Here is a 19176-nt window from a genome sequence, read left to right on the forward strand (position 1 = left end):
GCGAAATCACCGATTCGGCTGCCGCCAGCCGGACGATCATCCACAATCCGCCTTCGCCGATCACGGAAACGCGCCGTTCCGGCGCACGTGATCGAGCATCGCCCGGACCCCCAACCGTTGGGACGCGGCCCGCGCCGCCCGGAAACCGTCCCCATAGACCGGCCCGGGATCCTCCGCGATCCGGCGCCGCTCCACCGCCGCCAGCGGATCCGGCTGATCACGCAACCACGCGTAGGCGAGCAACTGACAGAGGCCCTCCGCCACCGGCGGCGGCAACACCCCGAAACCCTGCTGCGCCAGATAGGCGTGCATCACCTCGTGCGCCACCGTCGAACCGAACTGAACCAACGGCAGATCCCGCACCACCATCAGATCCAGCACCCGGGTGCCCGTCGAAATCGTCATACCCAGCGCATTCGCACCCTCCGGATGGTGGCTGCGCAACTCGTCGCGCACCACCAGGCGCACCCGCACCGGCGTCGTCGTCCGGATCGACAGCGCCCGGATCCGCTTCGCGATCGGCGGCAGCACCCGCTTCACCGCCGCCTGATCCCGCACCGCCGTCGCCGCACAACGACCGCACAGCGGAATCTCCATGACCAGCCGTGAATCCGACGGCATGCCACAACACAGGCACGGCCGCTCGCCCGCATGCCGGGCACAGTACGTCTCCCCGGTCGACGCCCGATAGAACGACGACGTCATCGGCCGGCCGCACACCGAACAGACGTGCACCACCCTCGACGCCAGACGACGATAGGCGGCGAGCCACTCCGCGAACCCCATGACACCTCCGCGCGGCGGTCACGTGAAGTGTGCCCGCCCCGCGCCACCGCCTCAATCGCCCGACTCGTGCTTCAGCAGCCACTCCTTCACCTCGAGACCCCACCGGTAGCCGCCCAGCGAACCGTCCGTCCGCAACACCCGATGGCATGGCGTGAACAACGCCACCGGATTGCGGGCACACGCCGCCGCGGCCGCCCGCACCGCCGCCGGACGGCCCGACAACTCGGCGAAAGCCGTATAGGTCACCGGGGCGCCCGGCTTGATGCTCCGCATCACCCGCCACGCATGCCGCATGAACGCGCCGGCCGTGTGCTGCTCCACCGGCACCGCGTCGATCGCCGTCAGATCACCGTCGAGATATGCCCGGACGGGCTCGTCGGCCTCGGTGGCGTCGACCGCCCGCGCCGGCTCCAGCAGCATCGGATGCACCAGACTGAGCAGCTCCGGCACATCGGTCGTGAAACCGGCCGCCCGCACCGCCCCGGCCGCGCTCACCACCAGCGTGAACGGGCCGACCGGAGTGTCCATCGTCGAATACTTCAACATCGTCTTCTCCTCACGAGGGGCCACCAGCGTGGCGCGTTTTCCGGGGGCGTGGGCGGAAATCCGGTCCGCCTGTGGACAACCGCGGCGGCCGGGTCGCCAATGTGGACAACGGTCCGGCCGGTGCCGGAACGGGGTAGGTTGCCGGTCAGGCCGCGCGCCAGAGACGGATCAACGCGTAGGAACGCCAGGGACGCCAGCGTTCCGCGTGTTCGGCGAGGGCTCTGGCCGTGTCCGGCAGGCCGAGTGCCGCGGCGCCGCGGCGGGCGGCCAGGTCGGTCGCCAGGAAGACGTCGGGGTCGCCAATCGCGCGCATGGCGATGTAACCGGCGGTCCACGGGCCGATGCCGGGCAGGTCGGTCAGGCGGGCGGCGGTCTCCGCCCGGTCGGCGCCGGGGTCCAGGTCGAGCTTGCCGTCGGCTACGGCTCGGGCCAGGGCGCGGATGGTGTCGCGGCGGGCGGCCGGCATGCCGAAGGCGTCGTCGGGCAGGTCGGCGACGGTGTGCGCGGCCGGGAAGCCGGCCAGGCGGCCGGAGGTGTTCCTGCTGTCGGCCGCTGCCTGGGTCAGGGCGCTGTGGGCGGTCAGCGTGCCCACGGCGTCTTCGGGCAGGTCGGCGATGGTGTGCGCGGCCGGGATTTCGGCCGGCCGACCGGACGCGCCATCGGTTCGGGGGGAGGGGGAGCGCGATGCCGCAGCAGCACGCAGCATCCGTCCCAGTGTCGTCCGGGCTCCCGCCACGCTCACCTGCTGCCCCACCACCGCCCGGACAGCCATCTCGAACCCGTCCACGGCCCGGGGCACCCGCACCCCCGGCTCCGCCGCCACGACCTCCCGCAACCCCGGATCCGCCCCCAACATCGCATCCACCGCCACGGGATCGGCATCGAGGTCGAACAGCCGCCGGCACCGCGCCACCGCGGGCGCCAGGTCCCGCACATCCTCGAGCCGCAGCGTCGCGTGCACCCACCGGTCTCCCGGCCGCAGCGCGACCTCCGCGCCGCCGTGCGGCAGGTTCAGCCCTCGCCGGTACGTCTCCCCGTCCACTTCGTCCACACCCGGCAGGGTCCGGGCCGCGAAGAACGACAGCAGCGCCCCGGCATGCAACGGACTCCGGTAGGCCAGCCGCAGGTTGACCACCCCGGCCTCGCCCCGTTCCGCCGGGCGCCGCTCCCGCAGCTGGCTGGGCGCCTGCGCGTACACCTCGAGCATGGTGTCGTTGAACTGCCGCACACTTCCGAACCCGGCCGCGAACGCGATCTCCGCGAGCCCCAGGTCGGTCGTCTCGACGAGGATCCGCGCGGTCTGGGCGCGCTGGGCCCGGGCGAGCGCGAGCGGCCCGGCCCCGAGTTCGGCGGTGAGCATCCGGTTGAGGTGCCGTTCGGTGTAGCCGAGCCGCCCGGCGAGTCCGGGCACTCCTTCCCGGTCGACGATGCCGTCGCCGATGAGCCGCATGGCCCGTCCGACGGTGTCGGCGCGGCTGTCCCATTCCGGTGAGCCGGGGGCGGCGTCGGGCCGGCACCGTCGGCAGGCCCGGTAGCCGCCGCGCTGTGCGGCGGCCGCGCTGGCGTAGAACGAGACGTTCTGCCGTTTGGGGGTGACAGCCGGGCAGGAGGGCCGGCAGTAGATGCCGGTGGTACGTACAGCCGTGTAGAAGCACCCGTCGAACCGCTGGTCGCGGCTGTCGACGGCCCGGTAGCAGCGTTCGAAGTCCAGCTCCATGCCTCGAGTCTGCCCCCGCGCCGAACCATCCGGCTGGCGGGATTCGGACATGACCGTGGGCCGGAGATTCGGCCGGTCACCGTGGACCGCTCAACCCGGCCGCGACGATGCGACTCCGATTCCGCGAAGGTTGCTGTCAACTGAGGTTGACGACCATTGAGACTGTCAACTACGGTTGACGGCATGAAGGCGATGGCGGCAAGGACGGACATCCGGTGGCGCGCCCTCGGTGGCGGTTCCAAGGTCGTGCTCCTGCACGGCGGCATGCAGACCTCGGCGAATTTCACGAAACTGGCCCAGGCCCTCGCGCCCGACTTCACCGTCTATGTCCCGGACCGGCGGGGCCGTGGGCTCAGCGGTCCGGCCGCGCCCGGCCACGGCCTGCGCGCCGAGATCGACGACCTGGCGGCGCTGCTCGACGAGACCGGGGCGCGCAACGTGTTCGGCCTCAGCTCGGGCGCGGTGATCGCGTTGCGCGCGGCCATGGAGCTGCCGATCGACCGGCTCGCGCTCTACGAGCCGCCGCTCAAACACGGTGACCACGATCCGGTGGCCTGGCTGCCGAGGTTCGAGAAGGAGCTGTCCCGGGGCCGGCGGGCCGCCGCGTTCGTCACCGTCGTGAAAGGCACAGGCGATTTCCGGTACGCGCCTCGCGCGGCCCTGATCCCGATGGCCGGCCTGGCCCTCCGTGCCGGGGAGGGCCGCCGGATCGGTGACCTGATCCCGACGATGCGCCTGGACGCGGCGGTCGTCGAGGACGCGGCCGGCCCGCTGAGCACCTACGCGGGCGTCGCGGCGGAGACGCTCCTGCTGGGTGGCGAGCGCTCCCCGGCGTACCTCAAAGGGGTCTTGAACGGCCTCGAGCCGATCCTGCCGCGAGTGCGCCGGGTGACCCTGACCGGCGTGGGTCATGTCGCCGCCGACAACAGCGGCCGGCCCGGGCTGGTCGCTGCCGAACTGCGGAAGTTCTTCCGATAGCCACTGCGTAGACTGGCGTTCCGTGAGCCTCACCATCGGAATCGTCGGCCTGCCCAACGTCGGCAAGAGCACCCTGTTCAACGCCCTGACCAAGAACGACGTGCTCGCCGCGAACTACCCGTTCGCGACGATCGAGCCCAACGTCGGCGTGGTGGGCCTGCCCGACGAGCGGCTCGGGAAGCTGGCCGAGCTGTTCGGCAGCGAGAAGATCCTGCCGGCGCCGGTGAGCTTCGTCGACATCGCCGGGCTGGTCCGCGGCGCGTCGAAGGGGCAGGGCCGGGGCAACGCGTTCCTCGCGAACATCCGTGACGCGTCGGCGATCTGCCAGGTGGTGCGGGCCTTCTCCGACCCGAACGTGCTGCACGTCGACGGCAAGGTGTCGCCCTCCGACGACATCGAGACGATCAACACCGAGCTGATCCTGGCCGACCTCCAGACGGTCGAGAAGGCGCTGCCCCGCCTGCAGAAGGAGGCCAAGCTCAAGAAGGAGAAGGCCGCCACGGTGGCCGCCGCCGAGGCCGCGTTCAAGCTGCTCAACGACGGGGTCACCCTCTATCAGGGCGCCGGCGCCGCCGGCATCGACCTGGACCTGCTGGGCGAGCTGCACCTGCTCACGACCAAACCTTTCCTGTACGTGTTCAACGTCGACGAGGCCGAACTGGGCAACGAGGCGTTCCTGGACGAGCTGCGTGCCCTGGTCGCCCCGGCCGAGGCGGTCTTCATGGACGCGAAGATCGAGTCCGAGCTGATCGAGCTGGACGAGGACGAGGCCCTGGAGCTGCTCCAGTCGACCGGCCAGTCGGAGCCCGGCCTGAACCGGCTGATCCGTGTCGGGTTCGACACCCTGGGCCTGCAGACCTACCTCACGGCCGGCCCGAAGGAGGCCCGCGCCTGGACGGTCCCGGTCGGCGCGACCGCCCCTGAGGCGGCCGGTGTCATCCACTCCGACTTCCAGCGCGGCTTCATCAAGGCCGAGATCGTCAGCTTCGACGACCTGATGGCGGCCGGTTCGATGTCGGCCGCCAAGGCCGCCGGCAAGGTCCGCATGGAGGGCAAGGACTACATCATGAAGGACGGCGACGTCGTCGAGTTCCGCTTCAACGTCTGATTCAGCGCCGACGTCGCCCTTCCGCGAGCAGGTTCTCCGGTGATGAATTTCTAGCCGGGGCGGGCGAGTCACTTTCGGGTCAAGGCCGCCTCGTCGCGGTAATACCGGGGTATGGTCGTCGTATGGGGAGGACGAAGAAGGTCACGATCACGCTGCCGGTGGAGCTGCTGGAGAGCATGAAGACGCACACCGACAACGTCTCCGGTTATCTCACCGAGCTGGCCGAGCGGGCCGAGCGGCGCCGGCTCCTCCGGGAGGAGCTGGACCACTACCAGGGCGAGTTCGGGGCGTTCACGGACGAGGAGATGGCTGAGGCCCGGGCGCTCCTGCACGGGGCCGAGGAGACCGGGCGCGCGGCGTGAGCCTCGAGTCGCTGGTGCTCGACTCGCAAGGCCTGTCCGGGTGGATCGATCGGGATCGCAAAGTGATGCGACTGCTGGAGCAGGCGGAGCGTGACGGGGCCGATCTCGCCATATCGGCCGCCACGATCATCGAGGTCTCCCACGGCGGCGTGGATGTCGCGCGGCTGAGCTGGCTGTTGTCCCGCGTCCGGGTGGAGGCGGTGACGAAGGAGAGCGCCTGCCGTAGTGCGGGGCTGTTGAAGGCGGCCGGGCTGCATGGGCACGAATACGCCATCGATTCCATGGTTGCCGAGGTGGCGCTGCGGTCCGGTCCGGTGGCGGTTCTGACATCCGATGTCGACGACATGACCAAGCTGTGCGGGCGGCGGGTTCGGATCATCGGGCTGTAGGCGGCTTCAACGGGATGCCGCCGGGACCGGGTGCGTGCCCGGCCCGGCGGCAACGGTCTCAGAAAACATTTCCACCTGTACCGAAAACATAGCGGCCGAGATCGCCGAGGTCGGCGAACTTGAGGCCATCGGGATCGCTGAAAAGCATAAGAATGGGCATGAACATTGCTGACTCCTTGGTCGGCTGGAAGTTCCGTACCAATTTCACGTGGAGCGAGGCGACACAGGCCTCGCTTCGGTGGGGGATCACGCTTTAGGGCGAAACTGGCGCATTCGGCGCACACGAGCGTCGTAACGGAGAACCGCGCATGCGGTCAGGGGATCGGCGAACCGGTGGGGGTCAGGGAGCGTTCGTAGCAGACCGAGAGGTCGGAGTCGATGTACGCGCCGAACAGCGGGATCTCGTGGTAGCCCTCGCGTTCGTAGAAGCGCATCGCGTCGGGCTGGGCCGGGCCGGTCTCCAGGCGGATGGTGGTCCAGCCGCGGTCGACGGCCGCCTGTTCCAGGGCGCGCAGGATCGCCGTGGAGACGCCGGAGCCGCGGCTGCCGGGCGCCACGTACATCCGTTTGACCTCGGCTGTGCCGGTGGTGAGCCGGCGTAGGGCGCCGCAGCCGACCGGGTGGCCGGTGGCCGGGTCGGCGGCGACCAGGAACAGGTCGATGTCGGCGGCCGAGGGTGGGGTGCCGGGTTCGTGGTCGCCGGTGCCGTAGCGGGCGTCCAGTTCGGCGCGCTGGGCGGCGCGGAGCGCGGTGCCGTCGGCGTCGTCCCACGGCCGGGCTTCGATGATCCAAGTCATGGCATCCTCCGTTCGTAACAGGCGTTACGGTAACATCCGTTATGAATCGAGGAGGGTGAGACTCGTGTCACGAACGGCGGATCGGTCGGCGCAGGGGGCGGCACTGTCCCGGGCGGTGTGGAGCGTGCTGGCCGAGCAGGGGCTGGAGCGGCTTACGGTGCGCGCCGTGGCGGCCGCCGCGGGATGTACGACCGGGCTGGTCATGCACCGGTTCCCGAACCGGCGGACGCTGCTGCTGCATGCCCGGCAACTGCTGCACCGGGTCACCCGGGAGCGGGTGGAGATGCTGGAGGCGGCGGCCGGCACGCCGCGGGAGGCGTTGCGGGCGGTGCTGCGTCAGGGGATGGCCCTCGACGAGCGGACCCGGCAGGAGGCGGTCGTGTGGATCGGCTTCCTGGCCGGGGCGATCGCCGACGACGAGTTGATCGCCGAGCACCGGCGCAACAACCGGGCCTGGCGGGAGCGGGTCGAGCGGCTCACCGCGGCGGCCGCTCCGGAGTGGAACGCGGAGCGGGTGGCGACCGTCGCGCTGGCGCTGATCGCGATGACCGAGGGGGTGGCGGCCTACGCGGCGGCGGACCCGGGCGCCTTTCCGGCGGCCGATCAGGAGCGGATGCTGGACGCCGCCCTGGGCGCCTACGGCCTTACCTGATCTTCTGGGTGACCAGAGGCTCACGCCCGGCGCGGGCGTTACGGTCCGGACCGGCGGTGAGGCCGCTTCTTCGGTACGGCGGTTTCTCCCGTAGGCGTACCGGAAAATGTCCTGGCCCAACTCGACGGTGTACCGCTTCGGCAAGGTCCTCCGGCAGACGATGGTGGGTGGCTGTCAGCGGCCGCTTGGCCCGGGTGGGGTGAGCCCGTCCAGGTCGATCGTGATGTCGAAGGGTGCCGGACTGTGCAGGGTTCCGCGGAAGATGCCGGTGGGGGCGTAAGCGCGGGTCGGTTGATCTAGTTCGTAGGCGTGGACGACCGGTCTGTCGCCCTCCTCTTCGACGCGCCAGTAGTGCGGGATTCCTGCTTCCGCGTATTTGCGGAGTTTGACGGTGCGATCTCGGTGGGCGGACTCGGGGGAGACGACCTCGATGACCAGTCGCACTACGTCGGGCGTGAAGTACGTGCGGCCGGGGTCGTAGGCGGCGGTGGTGACCACGACATCCGGCTCCGGCCGATTGCGTTCGTCGAGCCGGATCGTCATCTCCTGGTCGACCTCGAGACCTGCCGGCGCCTGTGCCGCGAGCTCGTGTTTGAGAGCGGAGACAGTGCGGCTGTGCCAGGCGCGCTGCGGGGACATCATGAAGACGAGCGCTCCGTCGATGAGTTCGGTGTGGCGGGGGGCCTCGGGTAGGCGGTCCAGGTCGTCGGCGAACCAGCCTTCCGCGCGCGGCGGGCGCATCCAGTCGGGCAGCGCTGTCATAGGACTAGGTTAGCGAAGCAGTGATGCTCAGGGAGCGCCCGTAGCGAATCGAGAGATCGGAACCGATGTCGCGCCGAACCTGATCTTTTGGGTGACCAGAGGCTCACGCCCGGCGCGGGCGTTACGGTCCGGACCGACGGTGAGGCCGCTTCGTAGGTACGGCGGTTTCTCCCGTAGCCGTACCGGAAAAGGGTCTCAGCGAAGCGCCGGGAAGATCGTGCCTGCGATGATCAAGCCCGCCAGGGCCCCGGCCACCACCTGGGCGGGAGTGTGCGCGGTGAGCCGGACCCGCGCCCAGCAGCCGAGCAGCACCAGCGGGGTGCCGATGAGGATGAGTGGGCCGTAGACCGCGGTGAGTGCGGTGAGCGTGCCGGCGGCGACGCCGGCGTGGATGGACATCTTCCACCAGTGAGTGACCAGGGCGAACACGGCGAGACCGGTGCCGCCCGCGGTGAGCAGGGCGAGGACCTCGCGTGGGGCGCCGAGCGCGAGCATCACCAGCAGGCCGGCGATGAGCGAGGCGGTGCCGAACAGCAGCGGGATTCGCCGGGCGGCGCGTTCCGGGATGTGGTGGTTGGTGAGCCGTCCCTTGCGGACGCCGTGCAGCACGTAGCCGAGCGGGATCACCGCGGCGAAGAGCGCTCCGGGCAGGCCCCACCAGCGGGAGACGCCGGGGGTGTCGCCGGCGTGCCAGCCGACGGTCAGCAGCAGCGCGGCCACCAGGACCGCGGGGGCCAGCACCTCGGAGACGACGGTGGCGAGCCGGTCCAGAGCGTTCCGGCGATCTTCGGCGACGGCGTTGATCACGCCACCATCATCGCAACAGCTGCCGCATAACCCGCAAAACGCCGCCGGTGTCGAGGCAGCTGATTTGCCGACGCCAGCGGGGTTTGCTGGCGGCGGGAAATCACCTGCCTCGACACCGGTTACAAGGCGTTTTGCCGCGGAGCGAAGCGGAGCCATTAGGCCCAGCGTTTTGCCGCGGAGCGAACCGGAGCCATTAGGCCCAGCGTTTGCCGCGGAGCGAAGCGGAGCAATCGAATTCAGTCGTCGGGCTCGGCCATGGTCTGGAAAGCGGCGGCCAGTGCCTTCAGGTCGAGGTCGCCGAGGTGGTCGAAGATGTGGCGGCGGACGCTGGCCAGATGGGTGGGCCAGGCCTCGCGCAGGCGGGCCAGCCCCTTCTCGGTGAGGACGGCGTTGGCGCCGCGCGCGTCCTCCTGGCAGCGGATCCGGCGCAGATGGCCGAGCGACTCGAGTTTCGCGGCGAGCCGGGTCATCCCGCTCAGTGACATGTCACACGCGGTGGCCAGCTCGCTCATCCGCATCAGCTGGCCGGGGGTCTCGGAGAGGTGGCGCAACACCGCGTACTCGCTGGCGGACATGCGCTGTTCGCGCATCAGATCAGCGTCCAGCGCACGTGGCATGACCAGCAGGAACCGGCCGAGCGCCCGCATCACGGCCTCCTCGTCCGGGCTGAGCGGTACAGGGCCGGTCGGAGACATGGAATCGATCGTACGGCGGGGCGCGAACCACTCTGCGCCTCGCCGGGGCAACGCGTGAGCCCGGTCGCGGGCTGCGTGGGTCCCCGATTCGGGTGACCGCGGGAGACTTGCCTGCGCGCCGGAGAGAGTCACAATGCTTTGGTGCAAAACCAGACAACTAGTGACTCTTGGCAGCATCTGCTCGAAATGCCACGAAAGTCTTGGTGGGCCCAGCTGCCGTTCGGTGTCCGGATGGCCGCCGGTGCGGGCGCGCTGTTCGTGCTCGTCGGCGGCGGAGCGGCGGGGATCTCCACGATGACCACCCCGGACGGGACGCCGGTCGCGGCCGCCGAGGGGGCCGTCCAGCCGGACCCGGGCGCCGCCCGGCTGGAGGAGAACCCGGAGGTGGTCAGCCGTGCTGCGGCCGCCGCCCAGCCGCTGCCCAAACGCCGCGGCCACACCCCGGCGGCGCCGGTCCCCGCCGGGAAGCCGGCCGGCACCGACCAGCTGAGCCGCGCCCGGGTCGCCGACGAGCGCGCCGACCGGACCGGGCCGCGGCCCGCGCACACCAGCGGGAAGCGCGCCGGCCGGGACCGGCGGGAACCGGCCGCCGGCCCGGTCGTCACCACCCGCACCGACGAACAGACCCGGGCCATCCCGTTCCGGACGAAGGTGATCCGCGATCCGGCGCTGCCGCGTGGGACCCGGTTCGTGCGGTCGCCCGGCGCGCCCGGTGTGGAGACCGCGCGGTACCTGGTCACCCTCACCGACGGAAAGCAGACCGCGCGCCGGCTGCTCGGCAAGACCGTCACCCGGAAACCGGAGAACCGGGTCGTGGTCTTCGGCGCCTTCCGCAAGCCGGACCTGGACGCGGCTTGCGAGCACGCGATGGCTCTCTGCGTGCCGATGGGGCGTACCGCGGTGTGCCCGCCGGAGGCCACCCCCGGCCCGGCGGTGACGGTGGCGGTGACGCCGTCGCCGTCGACGTCGCCCGGGACCGTCGTGACCGAGGAGGACCTGCTGGCCGCGGGTGAGGAGTTGCTCGACGGCGTACTCCTGGAACCCGCCTCCCTGTGCTGACCGCCGCGAGGTGATGATCGGGGACATGGGATTGACCGATGCCCGTCTGGGCGAGCTGGCCGAGTACCTCGTCACCGTGCCCGGCGTGGTCGGGGTGGTGCTCGGCGGAAGCCGGGCCCGTGGCACGCACGCCCCGGACTCCGACACCGATCTCGGCCTCTACTACCGGGGGCCGCTGGACACCGGCCGCCTCGGCGAACTCGCCGCGGAGGTGGCCGGGCCGGGCGCCCGGGTCACGGCGACCGGCGAGTGGGGGCCGTGGGTGGACGGCGGCGGCTGGCTGACCGTCGACGGCGGCCCGGTGGACTGGATCTACCGGGACGTCGACCGGGTCCGGGCCTGCTGGGCCGACGCCGAGCGGGGCCGGTACGCGTTCCACGTCCAGGCCGGCCATCCGCTGGGCGTGACCGACTTCTCGTACCCCGGTGAACTGGCATCCGGCCGTATCCTGGCCGATCCCTCCGGTGAGCTGGCCGATCTCCGGGCGGGGATGCGGGTCTATCCGAGGCCGCTGGCCGAGGCCCTGGTGGCCGGTCTGTGGGAGGCCGACTTCCTGATCGGGCTGGCCCGCAAGGCGGTGTCCCGCGGCGACAGCGCGTACGTCGCCGGATGCCTGTTCCGGATGGCCGGGGTGCTGGCACACGCGCTGCACGGCGCGGCCGGTCACTGGCTGATCAACGAGAAGGGCGCGGTCGCCGCGGCGGCCGCGCTGCCCGGGGCGCCGGCCCGGTTCAAGACCCGGATGGACGCCGTCTTCGCCACGGTGGACGGCGATCCGGTACGCCTCGCCGCCGCGATCGATCTGGCCGCCGATCTGGTCCTGGAGACCACCGACGCGTGCGCGACGATGTTGCGGTGACCTGCGGTTCTGCAGACTCCGCTGCTACCCGCCTGCCGGCTCGCTAGGCTGAAGTCGAAAATCCGCAACCCGGAGGCGACCGGCTCCGTTGTGACTTCGGAGTCCATTCGTAGGTGTGAGGAGAACCATGTCCGGCAAGGGCGGCGAAGGCGGTAGCTGACGTTGACGTGGGTCTCCGTCCCGGTCAGTGCAGAGCGACCGTGGCGAGGCCCACCAGCACCGCCGACAGGAGCATCGCCACCGCGAAGACGGTGTTGTGACCGAGCAGGATCGCCCGTCGACGGGGTTGACCGCCCTCACCACCGCCCGGCGCCGGGACCGGATCCAGGTCGTGGCCGAAGAGTTCCGGCCGATATCTCCGGGTCAACGGCCTCGTCAGATGGGTGAGCACCGGTGATCGCCTCCGGGGGTCGAGGATCGAACGGCGTTACTCGATCGATTGCGATGACTCCCGGTAGCATGCGGCGGGCCGGAATGGGCGAGCAATGGCTACTCGTCAGTAACCGTCGTGGGTGGGCCGGTCTGGCATGGTCGTTCCCCTGATCGGTCACCGGATATCGGGCGAACAGGCGTCCCGTGCCGTGACCATTCACTCCATGTGAGGATTTGTCGGTAACGCTCACTTCGCCATCATTGGGGCGATGCCGGAGACACCATCGACGTATCACGCACTGTTCAGGGGCACCCTGAACGCCTCGGTCGTGCTCATCGGTCTGGCATCGGGTGTCGCGCAGCTAGCCGAGATACCCACCCGGATCGGCCAGTGGGCGCTCACCGCGATATCCCTAGCCTGCCTGCTCTACTTCGTGGTCCGCCTGTGGCAGCTCGCCTTCGTGGTCCGGATCCGCGACCTGAAGGCCGACCTGCGGGAGACCACCAGCCGGCTCGCCCTGCAGCAGGCCGGGCACCAGCACTACCTGGACGCCATCCAGCGGATCAGCGACCGGGAGAAGCCGCTCTTCACGGAGACCCTCGAGGTGCTCGTCGCGATCGGCGCCGACGACGACAGCGACCGCATCGTGGAGAAGCGGGTCACCACCCCGGAGCCGCTGGTCACCCACCGGACCATGCGCCCGATCGTGCCCACCGACACCGACCGGCTGGCCCGCCTCGACGAGATCTCGTTCAAGACGTTGCGGCCGGTCGGCGGCACCATCACCGCGCTGCCCCTGGAACAGACCCGGCTGCTGCGTGTCTGGCTCATCTTCGACCCGGCGATGACCACGCCGACCGAGTGGCAGGTCGAGTACCGCCCCCGGGGACTGTGGCGGCCACTGCGCGAACGCGGCTGGGACCAACTGGTCTGGGAGGACCGCCTGCCCACCGCGAGCGGCACCCCGTCCGCCTTCACCCGCTTCCAGGTGACCTTCAGCTTCCCGGACAGCGATCAGCCGCCCAGCGTCAAGGAACGACAGGGGTACGGCCAGATGAGCGAACCCGAACGCGACGCTCGCGGCCGGTGGGAGGTGGTGTGGCGGGACGAGAAACCCGCCGGCCGCCGCTACGTCTGGGATCTCACGCAGGCGGTCGGCGGGCACTGAACCCGGTCAGGAGGCGTACGACAGGATCAGGTTGTGCACGTGGTGAGCCTTGTCGGAGCCACGGAACTCGATCTCGTACACGTGGGTGCCGACGGTGATGGCAATCGTGCCGGACGAGAAGAACTGGCCGGCCCAGCTCTTGTTGCTGATCACGCTGACGCTGCTCACCTTGGAGTAGGGGATGCTGGTGATCGCGAAGCGCTTACCGACGAAGGACTTGTCCTGGATGATGATCCGCCGGCTGGTGAGGCCGATGAAGCCGGTCCCGGCGCCGATCGCGTCGTAGACCGCGATGATCTGCTCGCCCTCCAACAGACCGCTCTGGATCTGTTCGAGCTGGCCCTTGTTGTCGTACGCCACGTCAGTCATTCGCGCAGCGTAGTCCGCCCGTTCTACGGCCTTCCGACCACGGTGCGGTAGAAATCCTCGATCCGGGCCGCCAGGGTGACCTCACCGTCGGTGATGGTCGAACCGTCCTGCGGACCCAGGCAGATCTGAGTGTGACCGTTGACGCGCCGGATGGTCGGCCTGATGTGAAGAGTGTCCGCCGCGACCTTGATCCGCTCGGTCAACGCGGCATGCTGACTGTCGTCACATGCCAGATCCCGGCGGAGCTGCACCCCGTCACGGGTCCATCCGCTGAGTAGCGCAAGGGCGTCGCTGAGATAATCCGCGCCGGAGTCCCGGCGTTTTCTGGCCCGCACTGCCGCACCCCCCTAGCGTCGTTGCCGGCTTGTGGCCGAACTGTCGCCGTGTCGTCATGGTCGGTGCCCCACAGTTTCGTCCGTCCGGACACTCGTGTCCACGGCCACATATCCGTGATTGCGTGACGATCAGGGCACCAGTGGGCAACCTGAACGACGAACTTCTGTGCGATCTTTGATCGCATGCGGCCCGAACAGTACGTCAAGCGCCACCCATCACCCAGGGTGATCGTGGCTGCTGTGATCATTACCGCCGGCCGGGTGCTGGCCTGCGAGCGCAGCTCCCCGCCGGAGGCGGCCGGGCGGTGGGAGTTCCCGGGTGGCAAGGTCGAGCCGGGGGAGACCGAGCGGCAGGCGCTGGTCCGGGAGTGCGCCGAGGAGCTCGGCGTCCGGGTGGAGGTCGGCGACCGGGTCGGCCCGGACGTGCCGCTGGCCCACGGCCGGGCCGTGCTCCGCGTCTACGCCGTCACCCTGCTCGGTGGCGACGTGCCGGAGGCGCTGGAGCACCGCTCCATGCGCTGGCTGACCGTGGACCAGCTGGACAGCGTTCCGTGGCTGCCCGCCGACGTGCCGATCGTGGCGGAACTGCCGCCACTGCTCAAGGTCTAGGAGTACTGCTTACGCAGCTCCCGCTTGAGCACCTTCATGCTCGGGCCGAGAGGCAGCGACTCGGTGAACCGCACCTGACGCGGGTACTTGTGCTTGCCGAGCCGCTCCTTCGACCACTCGATGAGTTCGGTCTCGGTCAGGCCCTGGTCCGAAGGCACCACGACCGCACAGATCTCCTCACCCAGGGTCTCGTCGGCCACGCCGATCACCGCGACCTGCTGGATCGACGGGTGCCGGGCCAGCACCTCCTCGACCTCGCGCGGGTAGACGTTGAAGCCGCCGCGGATGATCAGGTCCTTGGTGCGGTCGACGATGCTGATGAAGCCGTTCTCGTCCCGTACGCCCAGGTCGCCGGTGCGGAACCAGCCGTCGATCAGGGCCTCGGCGGTCGCCTCCGGGCGGTTCAGGTAGCCGGCGAAGACGTTGTGGCCGCGGATCACGATCTCGCCCAGCTCGCCGTCCGGCAGGAACTCGATCCGCTCCGGCACCTCCGGCCGGGCGATCTCCACCTCGACACCCCAGATCGGGTGCCCGACCGTACCGGGCTTCGCTCCGAATGCCGGCTGGTTGGTGGTCGCCGTCGGGGAGGTCTCGCTCAGCCCGTACCCCTCCCAGATCGTCGAGCCGAAGGCTCCGGCGAATTTCTCCAGAACCGCGACCGGCAGCGAGGCGCCACCGGAGACGCAGAGCTTGAGCCGCGGCAGGGTCTCCGCCTTGCCCGCCGCCTCCAGCAGGCCGATGTACATGGTCGGCACGCCGTGGAAGATCGTCACCTTTTCCCTGAGCATCAGCTCGATCGCCGCCTCACCGGTGAACCGGGGCAGCAGCACCAGCGTCCCGCCGAGCCGGAAGGTCGCGTTCATCCCGACCGTCTGGCCGAACGTGTGGAACAGCGGCAGACAGCCGAGCACCACGTCGTCGCCGGTCAGCGGGTGGACGTCGAACACGTTCACGGCCGCGTTCATGACCAGGTTGAGGTGCGTCAGCATGGCGCCCTTGGGCTTGCCCGTCGTCCCGCTGGTGTAGAGGATCACCGCGACGTCCTCGGCCTCGCGGGTCACGTAGGTCCGCAGCGGCTCCAGCGTCGCCGAGATCTCCTCCAGGCGCGGCGGGTACTGCGGCAGATCGGCCGGGAGCGGACCGACGTTGACCAGCTTGGTGCCAGCCGCGGCCGCCGCGGGAGCGCCCGCCGCGAGGAACGCCGAGTGGGTGACCAGCAGCTTCGCGCCACTGTCGGCCAGCACGTAGCCGACCTCCTCGGCGTTGAGCAGCAGCGAGACCGGCACGATCCGGGCGCCGACGGCCAGCGCGGCGAAGTAGACCCGGGGGAAGTCGCCCACGTTGGGGATCATGATCGCCACGGTGTCGCCCGGACCGACGCCCAGTTCGCGCAGGCCCGCCGCGTACGAGCGGGTCTGCGCCCACAGCTCGCGATAGGTGATGCGCTCTCCACCGGCGTCGACGATCGCCACCTTCTCGGGGTACCGGCGCGCGGCCTCTGCCAGAACGGTGGCGAGGGATAGCGTCGTCATGATGATCTCCCTAAGTGATGTACGTCGCAGCTGTGCTTAAACTAGCGGCGTAAGTTTTTACACGTCCAGTGTTGATTTCGGTTTTCTCGCAGGGAGCTCTCATGGCCAGGCCCCGGCAGGCGCTGCTCACCAAGGAGCGCATCGTCGAGGCGGCGGCCGCCCTGATCGACGCCGAAGGGCTGGACGCGTGCTCGATGCGGCGCCTCGCCACCGAACTGGGAGTGCAGGGCCCGTCGCTGTACAACCACTTCGCCACCAAGGCGGAGATCGTCGACGCGGTCGCCGAGGTGGTGGTCGCGCAGGTCGACATCTCGGTGTTCCACGGCAACGACTGGCGTGAGGCGCTACGGCTGTGGGCGAAGTCGTACCACGCGGTCCTCGCCGCGCACCCGAACATCGTGCCGGTGCTGGCCACCGGTCCCGGCCGCCGCCCAGCCGGGCTGGCCATGGCCGAGGCGGTCTACGGCGCGCTGATCGACGCCGGCTGGTCACGGGCCCGGGCCACCCACATCGGAGCCCTGATGCGCTACCTGATCACCGGCTCCGCACTGGGCTCCTTCGCCCTCGGCTTCGACGCCGACCCGGAGCTGTACGACCACTATCCACACCTGCACCGCGCCCACGAACTCGCGGCCCACCGGGACGCGGTCGACGAGGGTGCCTTCCAACTCGGGCTGGATCTCCTGATCACCAGCCTGTCCGACCGCTACGACCTGGGGGTACGCCGATGACGCCGGTCCACCGTGACGAGCTCTGGATCGGGGGCGCGTGGGTGCCCCCGGAATCCAGCGAACGGATCGGAGTGGAGAACCCGTACACCGAGGAGGTGTTCGGGCACGTGCCGGCCGGCACGGCCGAGGACGTCAACCTCGCCGTCTCGGCGGCCCGGGCCGCCCTGCCCGGCTGGGCGAACCTGCCGGCCGCCGAGCGCGGCGCGGCCCTCGGGCGCCTGCACCGGGCGCTCGCGGCCCGCGCCGACGAGATCGCCCGGATCGTCGGCCTCGAACTGGGCACCCCGCTCAAGATCGCCAAGGCGGTCCAGGCGGGCCTGCCGATCACCGTCCTCGCGGGGTACGCCGAACTCGCCGCCCAGCCGTGGGCGGAGGAGACGATCGGCAACTCCCTGGTGGTGCACGAGCCGGTCGGCGTGATCGGCGCCATCACCCCGTGGAACTACCCGCTGCACCAGGTCATCGCCAAGGTCGGCGCGGCACTGGCGGCCGGCGACACGGTGGTGCTCAAGCCCAGCGAGATGACCCCCCTCGTGGCGTTCCTGCTTGCCGACGCGGCCGCCGAGGCGGACCTGCCACCCGGCATCCTCAACCTGGTCAGCGGCACCGGCCCGGTGGTCGGCGCGGCCATCGCCGGGCACCCGGACATCGACATGGTGTCGTTCACCGGCTCCACGGCGACCGGCCGGGCGATCAGCCACGCCGCCGCCGACCGCGTCGCCCGGGTGTCGCTGGAGCTGGGCGGCAAGTCCGCCAACGTCATCCTGGAGGACGCCGACCTGGTCAAGGCGGTCAAGGTCGGCGTCGGCAACGCCTTCCTCAACTCCGGCCAGACCTGTACGGCGTGGACCCGCATGCTGGTCCACCGGGCCCACTACGACGAGGCCGTCGAACTCGCCGCCAAGACGGCCGCCGGCTACACCCTCGGCGACCCGTTCGACCCGGCCACCCGGCTCGGCCCGCTCGCCTCGGCCGTCCAGCGGGACCGGGTCCGCGGGTTCATCGAACGGGCCTCCGCCCGCCTCGTCGCCGGTGGGCTGGACGCGCCGGTGCCCGCCACCGGCCACTTCGTCGCGCCGACCGTCTTCGCCGACGTCGACCCGGACAGCGAACTGGCCCAGGAGGAGATCTTCGGCCCGGTCCTGTCGATCATCGGCTTCGATTCCGACGACGAGGCCGTCGCGATCGCCAACAATTCGAGGTACGGCCTGGCCGGCGCCGTCTGGGGCAGCGACGAGCGGGCCCTGGCCGTGGCGCGACGGCTGCGTACCGGCGCGGTCGACGTCAACGGCGGGGCGTTCAACCCGTTCGCCCCGTTCGGCGGTTACAAGCAGTCCGGTATCGGTCGTGAGCTGGGCGCGTACGGCCTGGCCGAATTCCAGCAGGTGAAGGCGATTCAACGATGAGTCACTACATGCGAGGGCTGGTGGTCCGCAGCGCGGGCGCGCCGGCTGAGATCGCCGAGCTTCGGCTGCCCGAGATCGGGCCGGGCCAGGTGCGGGTCAAGGTCCGTGCCGCCGGTGTCTGCCACTCCGACCTTTCCATGATCAACGGTACGCTGCGCCCGCCGCACCCGCTCGTGCTCGGTCACGAGGCGGCCGGCGAGGTGGTCGAGGTCGGCGAGCACGTCACGCGTACGAAGGTCGGCGACCACGTGGTCCTCGACTGGCAGCCGGCCTGCCGGACCTGCTGGTTCTGCGAGCACGGCCAACCGTGGCTGTGCAGCACCTCGTCCGGCGTAGCGGCCCTGGCGAACGGGCTCACCCTGGACGGTGCGCCGGTCCACGTCACCCTCGGGCTGGGCGCCTTCGCGGAACAGGTGGTGGCCCCGGAGAACGCGGTCATCGGAGTACCCAAGGAACTGGCCTTTGACGTGGCGGCCCTGCTCGGGTGCTCGGTGCTCACCGGCAGCGGCGCGGTCCGCAACACCGCCCAGGTCCGGGCGGGCGAATCGGTGCTGGTCATCGGCCTCGGCGGAGTCGGGCTGTCGGCGGTCGCCGCGGCCCGCGCGGCCGGCGCCGGCAAGGTCATCGCCGTCGACGTCACCGAGGCGAAGAAGGGCCTGGCCGAGGCGGCCGGCGCCACCGACTTCGTGGTGTCCTCGGACAACCTGTCCAAGGACATCCGTAACCTGACCGGTCGGCTCGGCGCCGATCACGCCATCGAATGCGTCGGCCGGGCGTCGACCATCCGCGCCGGGTGGCGCGCCACCCGGCGCGGCGGCCAGGTCACCGTGGTCGGCATGGGCGCGGCCGACGACATGGTCCAGCTGGGCGCGCTCGACATCTTCTCGTCGGCGCGGACACTCAAGGCATCGGTGTACGGCCAGGCCGACACCGACATCGAGGTGCCGGCCCTGGCCCGCGACGTCCTCGACGGCAAGCTCAACCTGGACCACCTGATCACCGACCGGATCACGCTGGCCGAGGTCCCGGCCGCTTTCGACCGCATGTCCCGCGGCGAGGGCGCCCGCTCCGTAGTCCTCCTCTGACCGCCGAAAGGGTGGGCCGCCGCTCGGTGGCTCACCCTTTCGGGGGAACAT

At 70.4% G+C, this 19176-nt stretch carries 23 protein-coding genes; 12 read left to right on the forward strand and 11 right to left on the reverse strand.

Features of this window, described 5'->3' with window-relative positions:
• Positions 1 to 60: 60 nt before the first annotated feature.
• The 3 genes from IEZ13_RS14485 to IEZ13_RS14495 all read right to left on the reverse strand — a co-directional run bounded on the left by IEZ13_RS14485 (position 61) and on the right by IEZ13_RS14495 (position 3049).
• On the reverse strand, positions 61 to 786 hold the full coding sequence (locus IEZ13_RS14485) for a protein DA1 (RefSeq protein ID WP_183222682.1): 726 nt from the start codon (positions 784 to 786) through the stop codon (positions 61 to 63).
• A 51-nt stretch (positions 787 to 837) separates the two neighbouring features.
• Positions 838 to 1332, reverse strand: coding sequence for a methylated-DNA--[protein]-cysteine S-methyltransferase (locus IEZ13_RS14490; RefSeq protein ID WP_183222683.1), 495 nt, complete (start codon positions 1330 to 1332; stop codon positions 838 to 840).
• A gap of 145 nt (positions 1333 to 1477) precedes the next feature.
• A complete protein-coding gene (locus IEZ13_RS14495; protein WP_183222684.1) occupies positions 1478 to 3049 on the reverse strand; it encodes a DNA-3-methyladenine glycosylase 2 family protein in 1572 nt (523 codons plus the stop codon).
• Between the two features lie 183 nt (positions 3050 to 3232).
• Between IEZ13_RS14495 and IEZ13_RS14500 the strand changes: the two genes are divergently transcribed.
• From IEZ13_RS14500 to IEZ13_RS14515, 4 genes are all read left to right on the forward strand, one after another.
• Positions 3233 to 4027 (forward strand): alpha/beta fold hydrolase, encoded by a 795-nt coding sequence (locus IEZ13_RS14500; protein ID WP_183222685.1) that lies wholly within the window; start codon positions 3233 to 3235, stop codon positions 4025 to 4027.
• Positions 4028 to 4049: 22 nt separating this feature from the next.
• Positions 4050 to 5135, forward strand: a complete 1086-nt coding sequence (ychF, locus tag IEZ13_RS14505) for a redox-regulated ATPase YchF (protein ID WP_183222686.1) — start codon at positions 4050 to 4052, stop codon at positions 5133 to 5135.
• A gap of 122 nt (positions 5136 to 5257) precedes the next feature.
• Positions 5258 to 5497 carry a hypothetical protein gene (locus tag IEZ13_RS14510; protein ID WP_183222687.1) on the forward strand — a complete coding sequence of 80 codons (240 nt, stop codon included), beginning with the start codon at positions 5258 to 5260 and terminating at the stop codon, positions 5495 to 5497.
• Positions 5494 to 5886, forward strand: a complete 393-nt coding sequence (locus IEZ13_RS14515; protein ID WP_183222688.1) for a PIN domain-containing protein — start codon at positions 5494 to 5496, stop codon at positions 5884 to 5886. The genes IEZ13_RS14510 and IEZ13_RS14515 overlap by 4 nt, the downstream gene beginning before the upstream one ends.
• A 314-nt stretch (positions 5887 to 6200) precedes the next feature.
• On the opposite strand, the gene IEZ13_RS14520 is transcribed toward IEZ13_RS14515, so the two are convergent.
• Positions 6201 to 6683, reverse strand: coding sequence for a GNAT family N-acetyltransferase (locus IEZ13_RS14520; protein WP_183222689.1), 483 nt, complete (start codon positions 6681 to 6683; stop codon positions 6201 to 6203).
• Positions 6684 to 6747: 64 nt separating this feature from the next.
• On the opposite strand from IEZ13_RS14520, the gene IEZ13_RS14525 reads away from it, so the two are divergent.
• The gene (locus IEZ13_RS14525) at positions 6748 to 7335 is read left to right on the forward strand and encodes a TetR/AcrR family transcriptional regulator (protein ID WP_183222690.1); all 588 of its coding nucleotides are present in this window, start codon (positions 6748 to 6750) and stop codon (positions 7333 to 7335) included.
• Positions 7336 to 7509: 174 nt separating this feature from the next.
• Here IEZ13_RS14525 and IEZ13_RS14530 read toward each other — a convergent pair whose 3' ends face one another.
• From IEZ13_RS14530 to IEZ13_RS14540, 3 genes are all read right to left on the reverse strand, one after another.
• Complete coding sequence (locus IEZ13_RS14530) at positions 7510 to 8097, reverse strand: Uma2 family endonuclease (RefSeq protein ID WP_183222691.1); 588 nt, start codon at positions 8095 to 8097, stop codon at positions 7510 to 7512.
• 195 nt (positions 8098 to 8292) lie between these two features.
• A complete protein-coding gene (locus tag IEZ13_RS14535) occupies positions 8293 to 8904 on the reverse strand; it encodes a phosphatase PAP2 family protein (protein WP_229794683.1) in 612 nt (203 codons plus the stop codon).
• 236 nt (positions 8905 to 9140) lie between these two features.
• On the reverse strand, positions 9141 to 9599 hold the full coding sequence (locus tag IEZ13_RS14540) for a MarR family winged helix-turn-helix transcriptional regulator (protein ID WP_183222692.1): 459 nt from the start codon (positions 9597 to 9599) through the stop codon (positions 9141 to 9143).
• A 186-nt stretch (positions 9600 to 9785) separates the two neighbouring features.
• On the opposite strand from IEZ13_RS14540, the gene IEZ13_RS14545 reads away from it, so the two are divergent.
• Both IEZ13_RS14545 and IEZ13_RS14550 read left to right on the forward strand, forming a co-directional pair.
• Positions 9786 to 10658, forward strand: a complete 873-nt coding sequence (locus IEZ13_RS14545; RefSeq protein ID WP_183222693.1) for a G5 domain-containing protein — start codon at positions 9786 to 9788, stop codon at positions 10656 to 10658.
• Positions 10659 to 10683: 25 nt separating this feature from the next.
• Entirely contained in the window at positions 10684 to 11517 is an 834-nt protein-coding gene (locus IEZ13_RS14550; RefSeq protein WP_183222694.1) for a nucleotidyltransferase domain-containing protein, read from the forward strand.
• A 184-nt stretch (positions 11518 to 11701) separates the two neighbouring features.
• On the opposite strand, the gene IEZ13_RS14555 is transcribed toward IEZ13_RS14550, so the two are convergent.
• On the reverse strand, positions 11702 to 11908 hold the full coding sequence (locus IEZ13_RS14555) for a hypothetical protein (protein WP_183222695.1): 207 nt from the start codon (positions 11906 to 11908) through the stop codon (positions 11702 to 11704).
• A 250-nt stretch (positions 11909 to 12158) separates the two neighbouring features.
• On the opposite strand from IEZ13_RS14555, the gene IEZ13_RS14560 reads away from it, so the two are divergent.
• The gene (locus IEZ13_RS14560) at positions 12159 to 13058 is read left to right on the forward strand and encodes a hypothetical protein (protein ID WP_183222696.1); all 900 of its coding nucleotides are present in this window, start codon (positions 12159 to 12161) and stop codon (positions 13056 to 13058) included.
• A 6-nt stretch (positions 13059 to 13064) separates the two neighbouring features.
• Here the strand turns inward: IEZ13_RS14560 and IEZ13_RS14565 are convergent, their stop codons facing one another.
• Complete coding sequence (locus IEZ13_RS14565; protein WP_183222697.1) at positions 13065 to 13427, reverse strand: PH domain-containing protein; 363 nt, start codon at positions 13425 to 13427, stop codon at positions 13065 to 13067.
• Positions 13428 to 13450: 23 nt separating this feature from the next.
• Complete coding sequence (locus tag IEZ13_RS14570) at positions 13451 to 13762, reverse strand: 4a-hydroxytetrahydrobiopterin dehydratase (protein WP_183222698.1); 312 nt, start codon at positions 13760 to 13762, stop codon at positions 13451 to 13453.
• Between the two features lie 183 nt (positions 13763 to 13945).
• Between IEZ13_RS14570 and IEZ13_RS14575 the strand changes: the two genes are divergently transcribed.
• A complete protein-coding gene (locus IEZ13_RS14575; protein ID WP_183222699.1) occupies positions 13946 to 14371 on the forward strand; it encodes a (deoxy)nucleoside triphosphate pyrophosphohydrolase in 426 nt (141 codons plus the stop codon).
• Here IEZ13_RS14575 and IEZ13_RS14580 read toward each other — a convergent pair.
• Positions 14368 to 15903: a long-chain-fatty-acid--CoA ligase gene (locus IEZ13_RS14580; RefSeq protein WP_183222700.1), complete on the reverse strand. Its 1536-nt coding sequence runs from the start codon at positions 15901 to 15903 to the stop codon at positions 14368 to 14370. The genes IEZ13_RS14575 and IEZ13_RS14580 overlap by 4 nt on opposite strands.
• 101 nt (positions 15904 to 16004) lie before the next feature.
• Between IEZ13_RS14580 and IEZ13_RS14585 the strand changes: the two genes are divergently transcribed.
• Genes IEZ13_RS14585 through IEZ13_RS14595 form a run of 3 tightly spaced genes read left to right on the forward strand, consistent with a single transcriptional unit; the run spans position 16005 to position 19125 of the window.
• Positions 16005 to 16634 carry a TetR/AcrR family transcriptional regulator gene (locus tag IEZ13_RS14585; protein WP_183222701.1) on the forward strand — a complete coding sequence of 210 codons (630 nt, stop codon included), beginning with the start codon at positions 16005 to 16007 and terminating at the stop codon, positions 16632 to 16634.
• Positions 16631 to 18040: an aldehyde dehydrogenase family protein gene (locus tag IEZ13_RS14590; protein WP_183222702.1), complete on the forward strand. Its 1410-nt coding sequence runs from the start codon at positions 16631 to 16633 to the stop codon at positions 18038 to 18040. The genes IEZ13_RS14585 and IEZ13_RS14590 overlap by 4 nt, the downstream gene beginning before the upstream one ends.
• Positions 18037 to 19125, forward strand: a complete 1089-nt coding sequence (locus IEZ13_RS14595; RefSeq protein ID WP_183222703.1) for an alcohol dehydrogenase catalytic domain-containing protein — start codon at positions 18037 to 18039, stop codon at positions 19123 to 19125. The genes IEZ13_RS14590 and IEZ13_RS14595 overlap by 4 nt, the downstream gene beginning before the upstream one ends.
• Positions 19126 to 19176: the final 51 nt, after the last annotated feature.

This window comes from Actinoplanes campanulatus, assembly GCF_014647795.1.
In the GTDB taxonomy this organism is placed as follows: domain Bacteria; phylum Actinomycetota; class Actinomycetes; order Mycobacteriales; family Micromonosporaceae; genus Actinoplanes; species Actinoplanes campanulatus.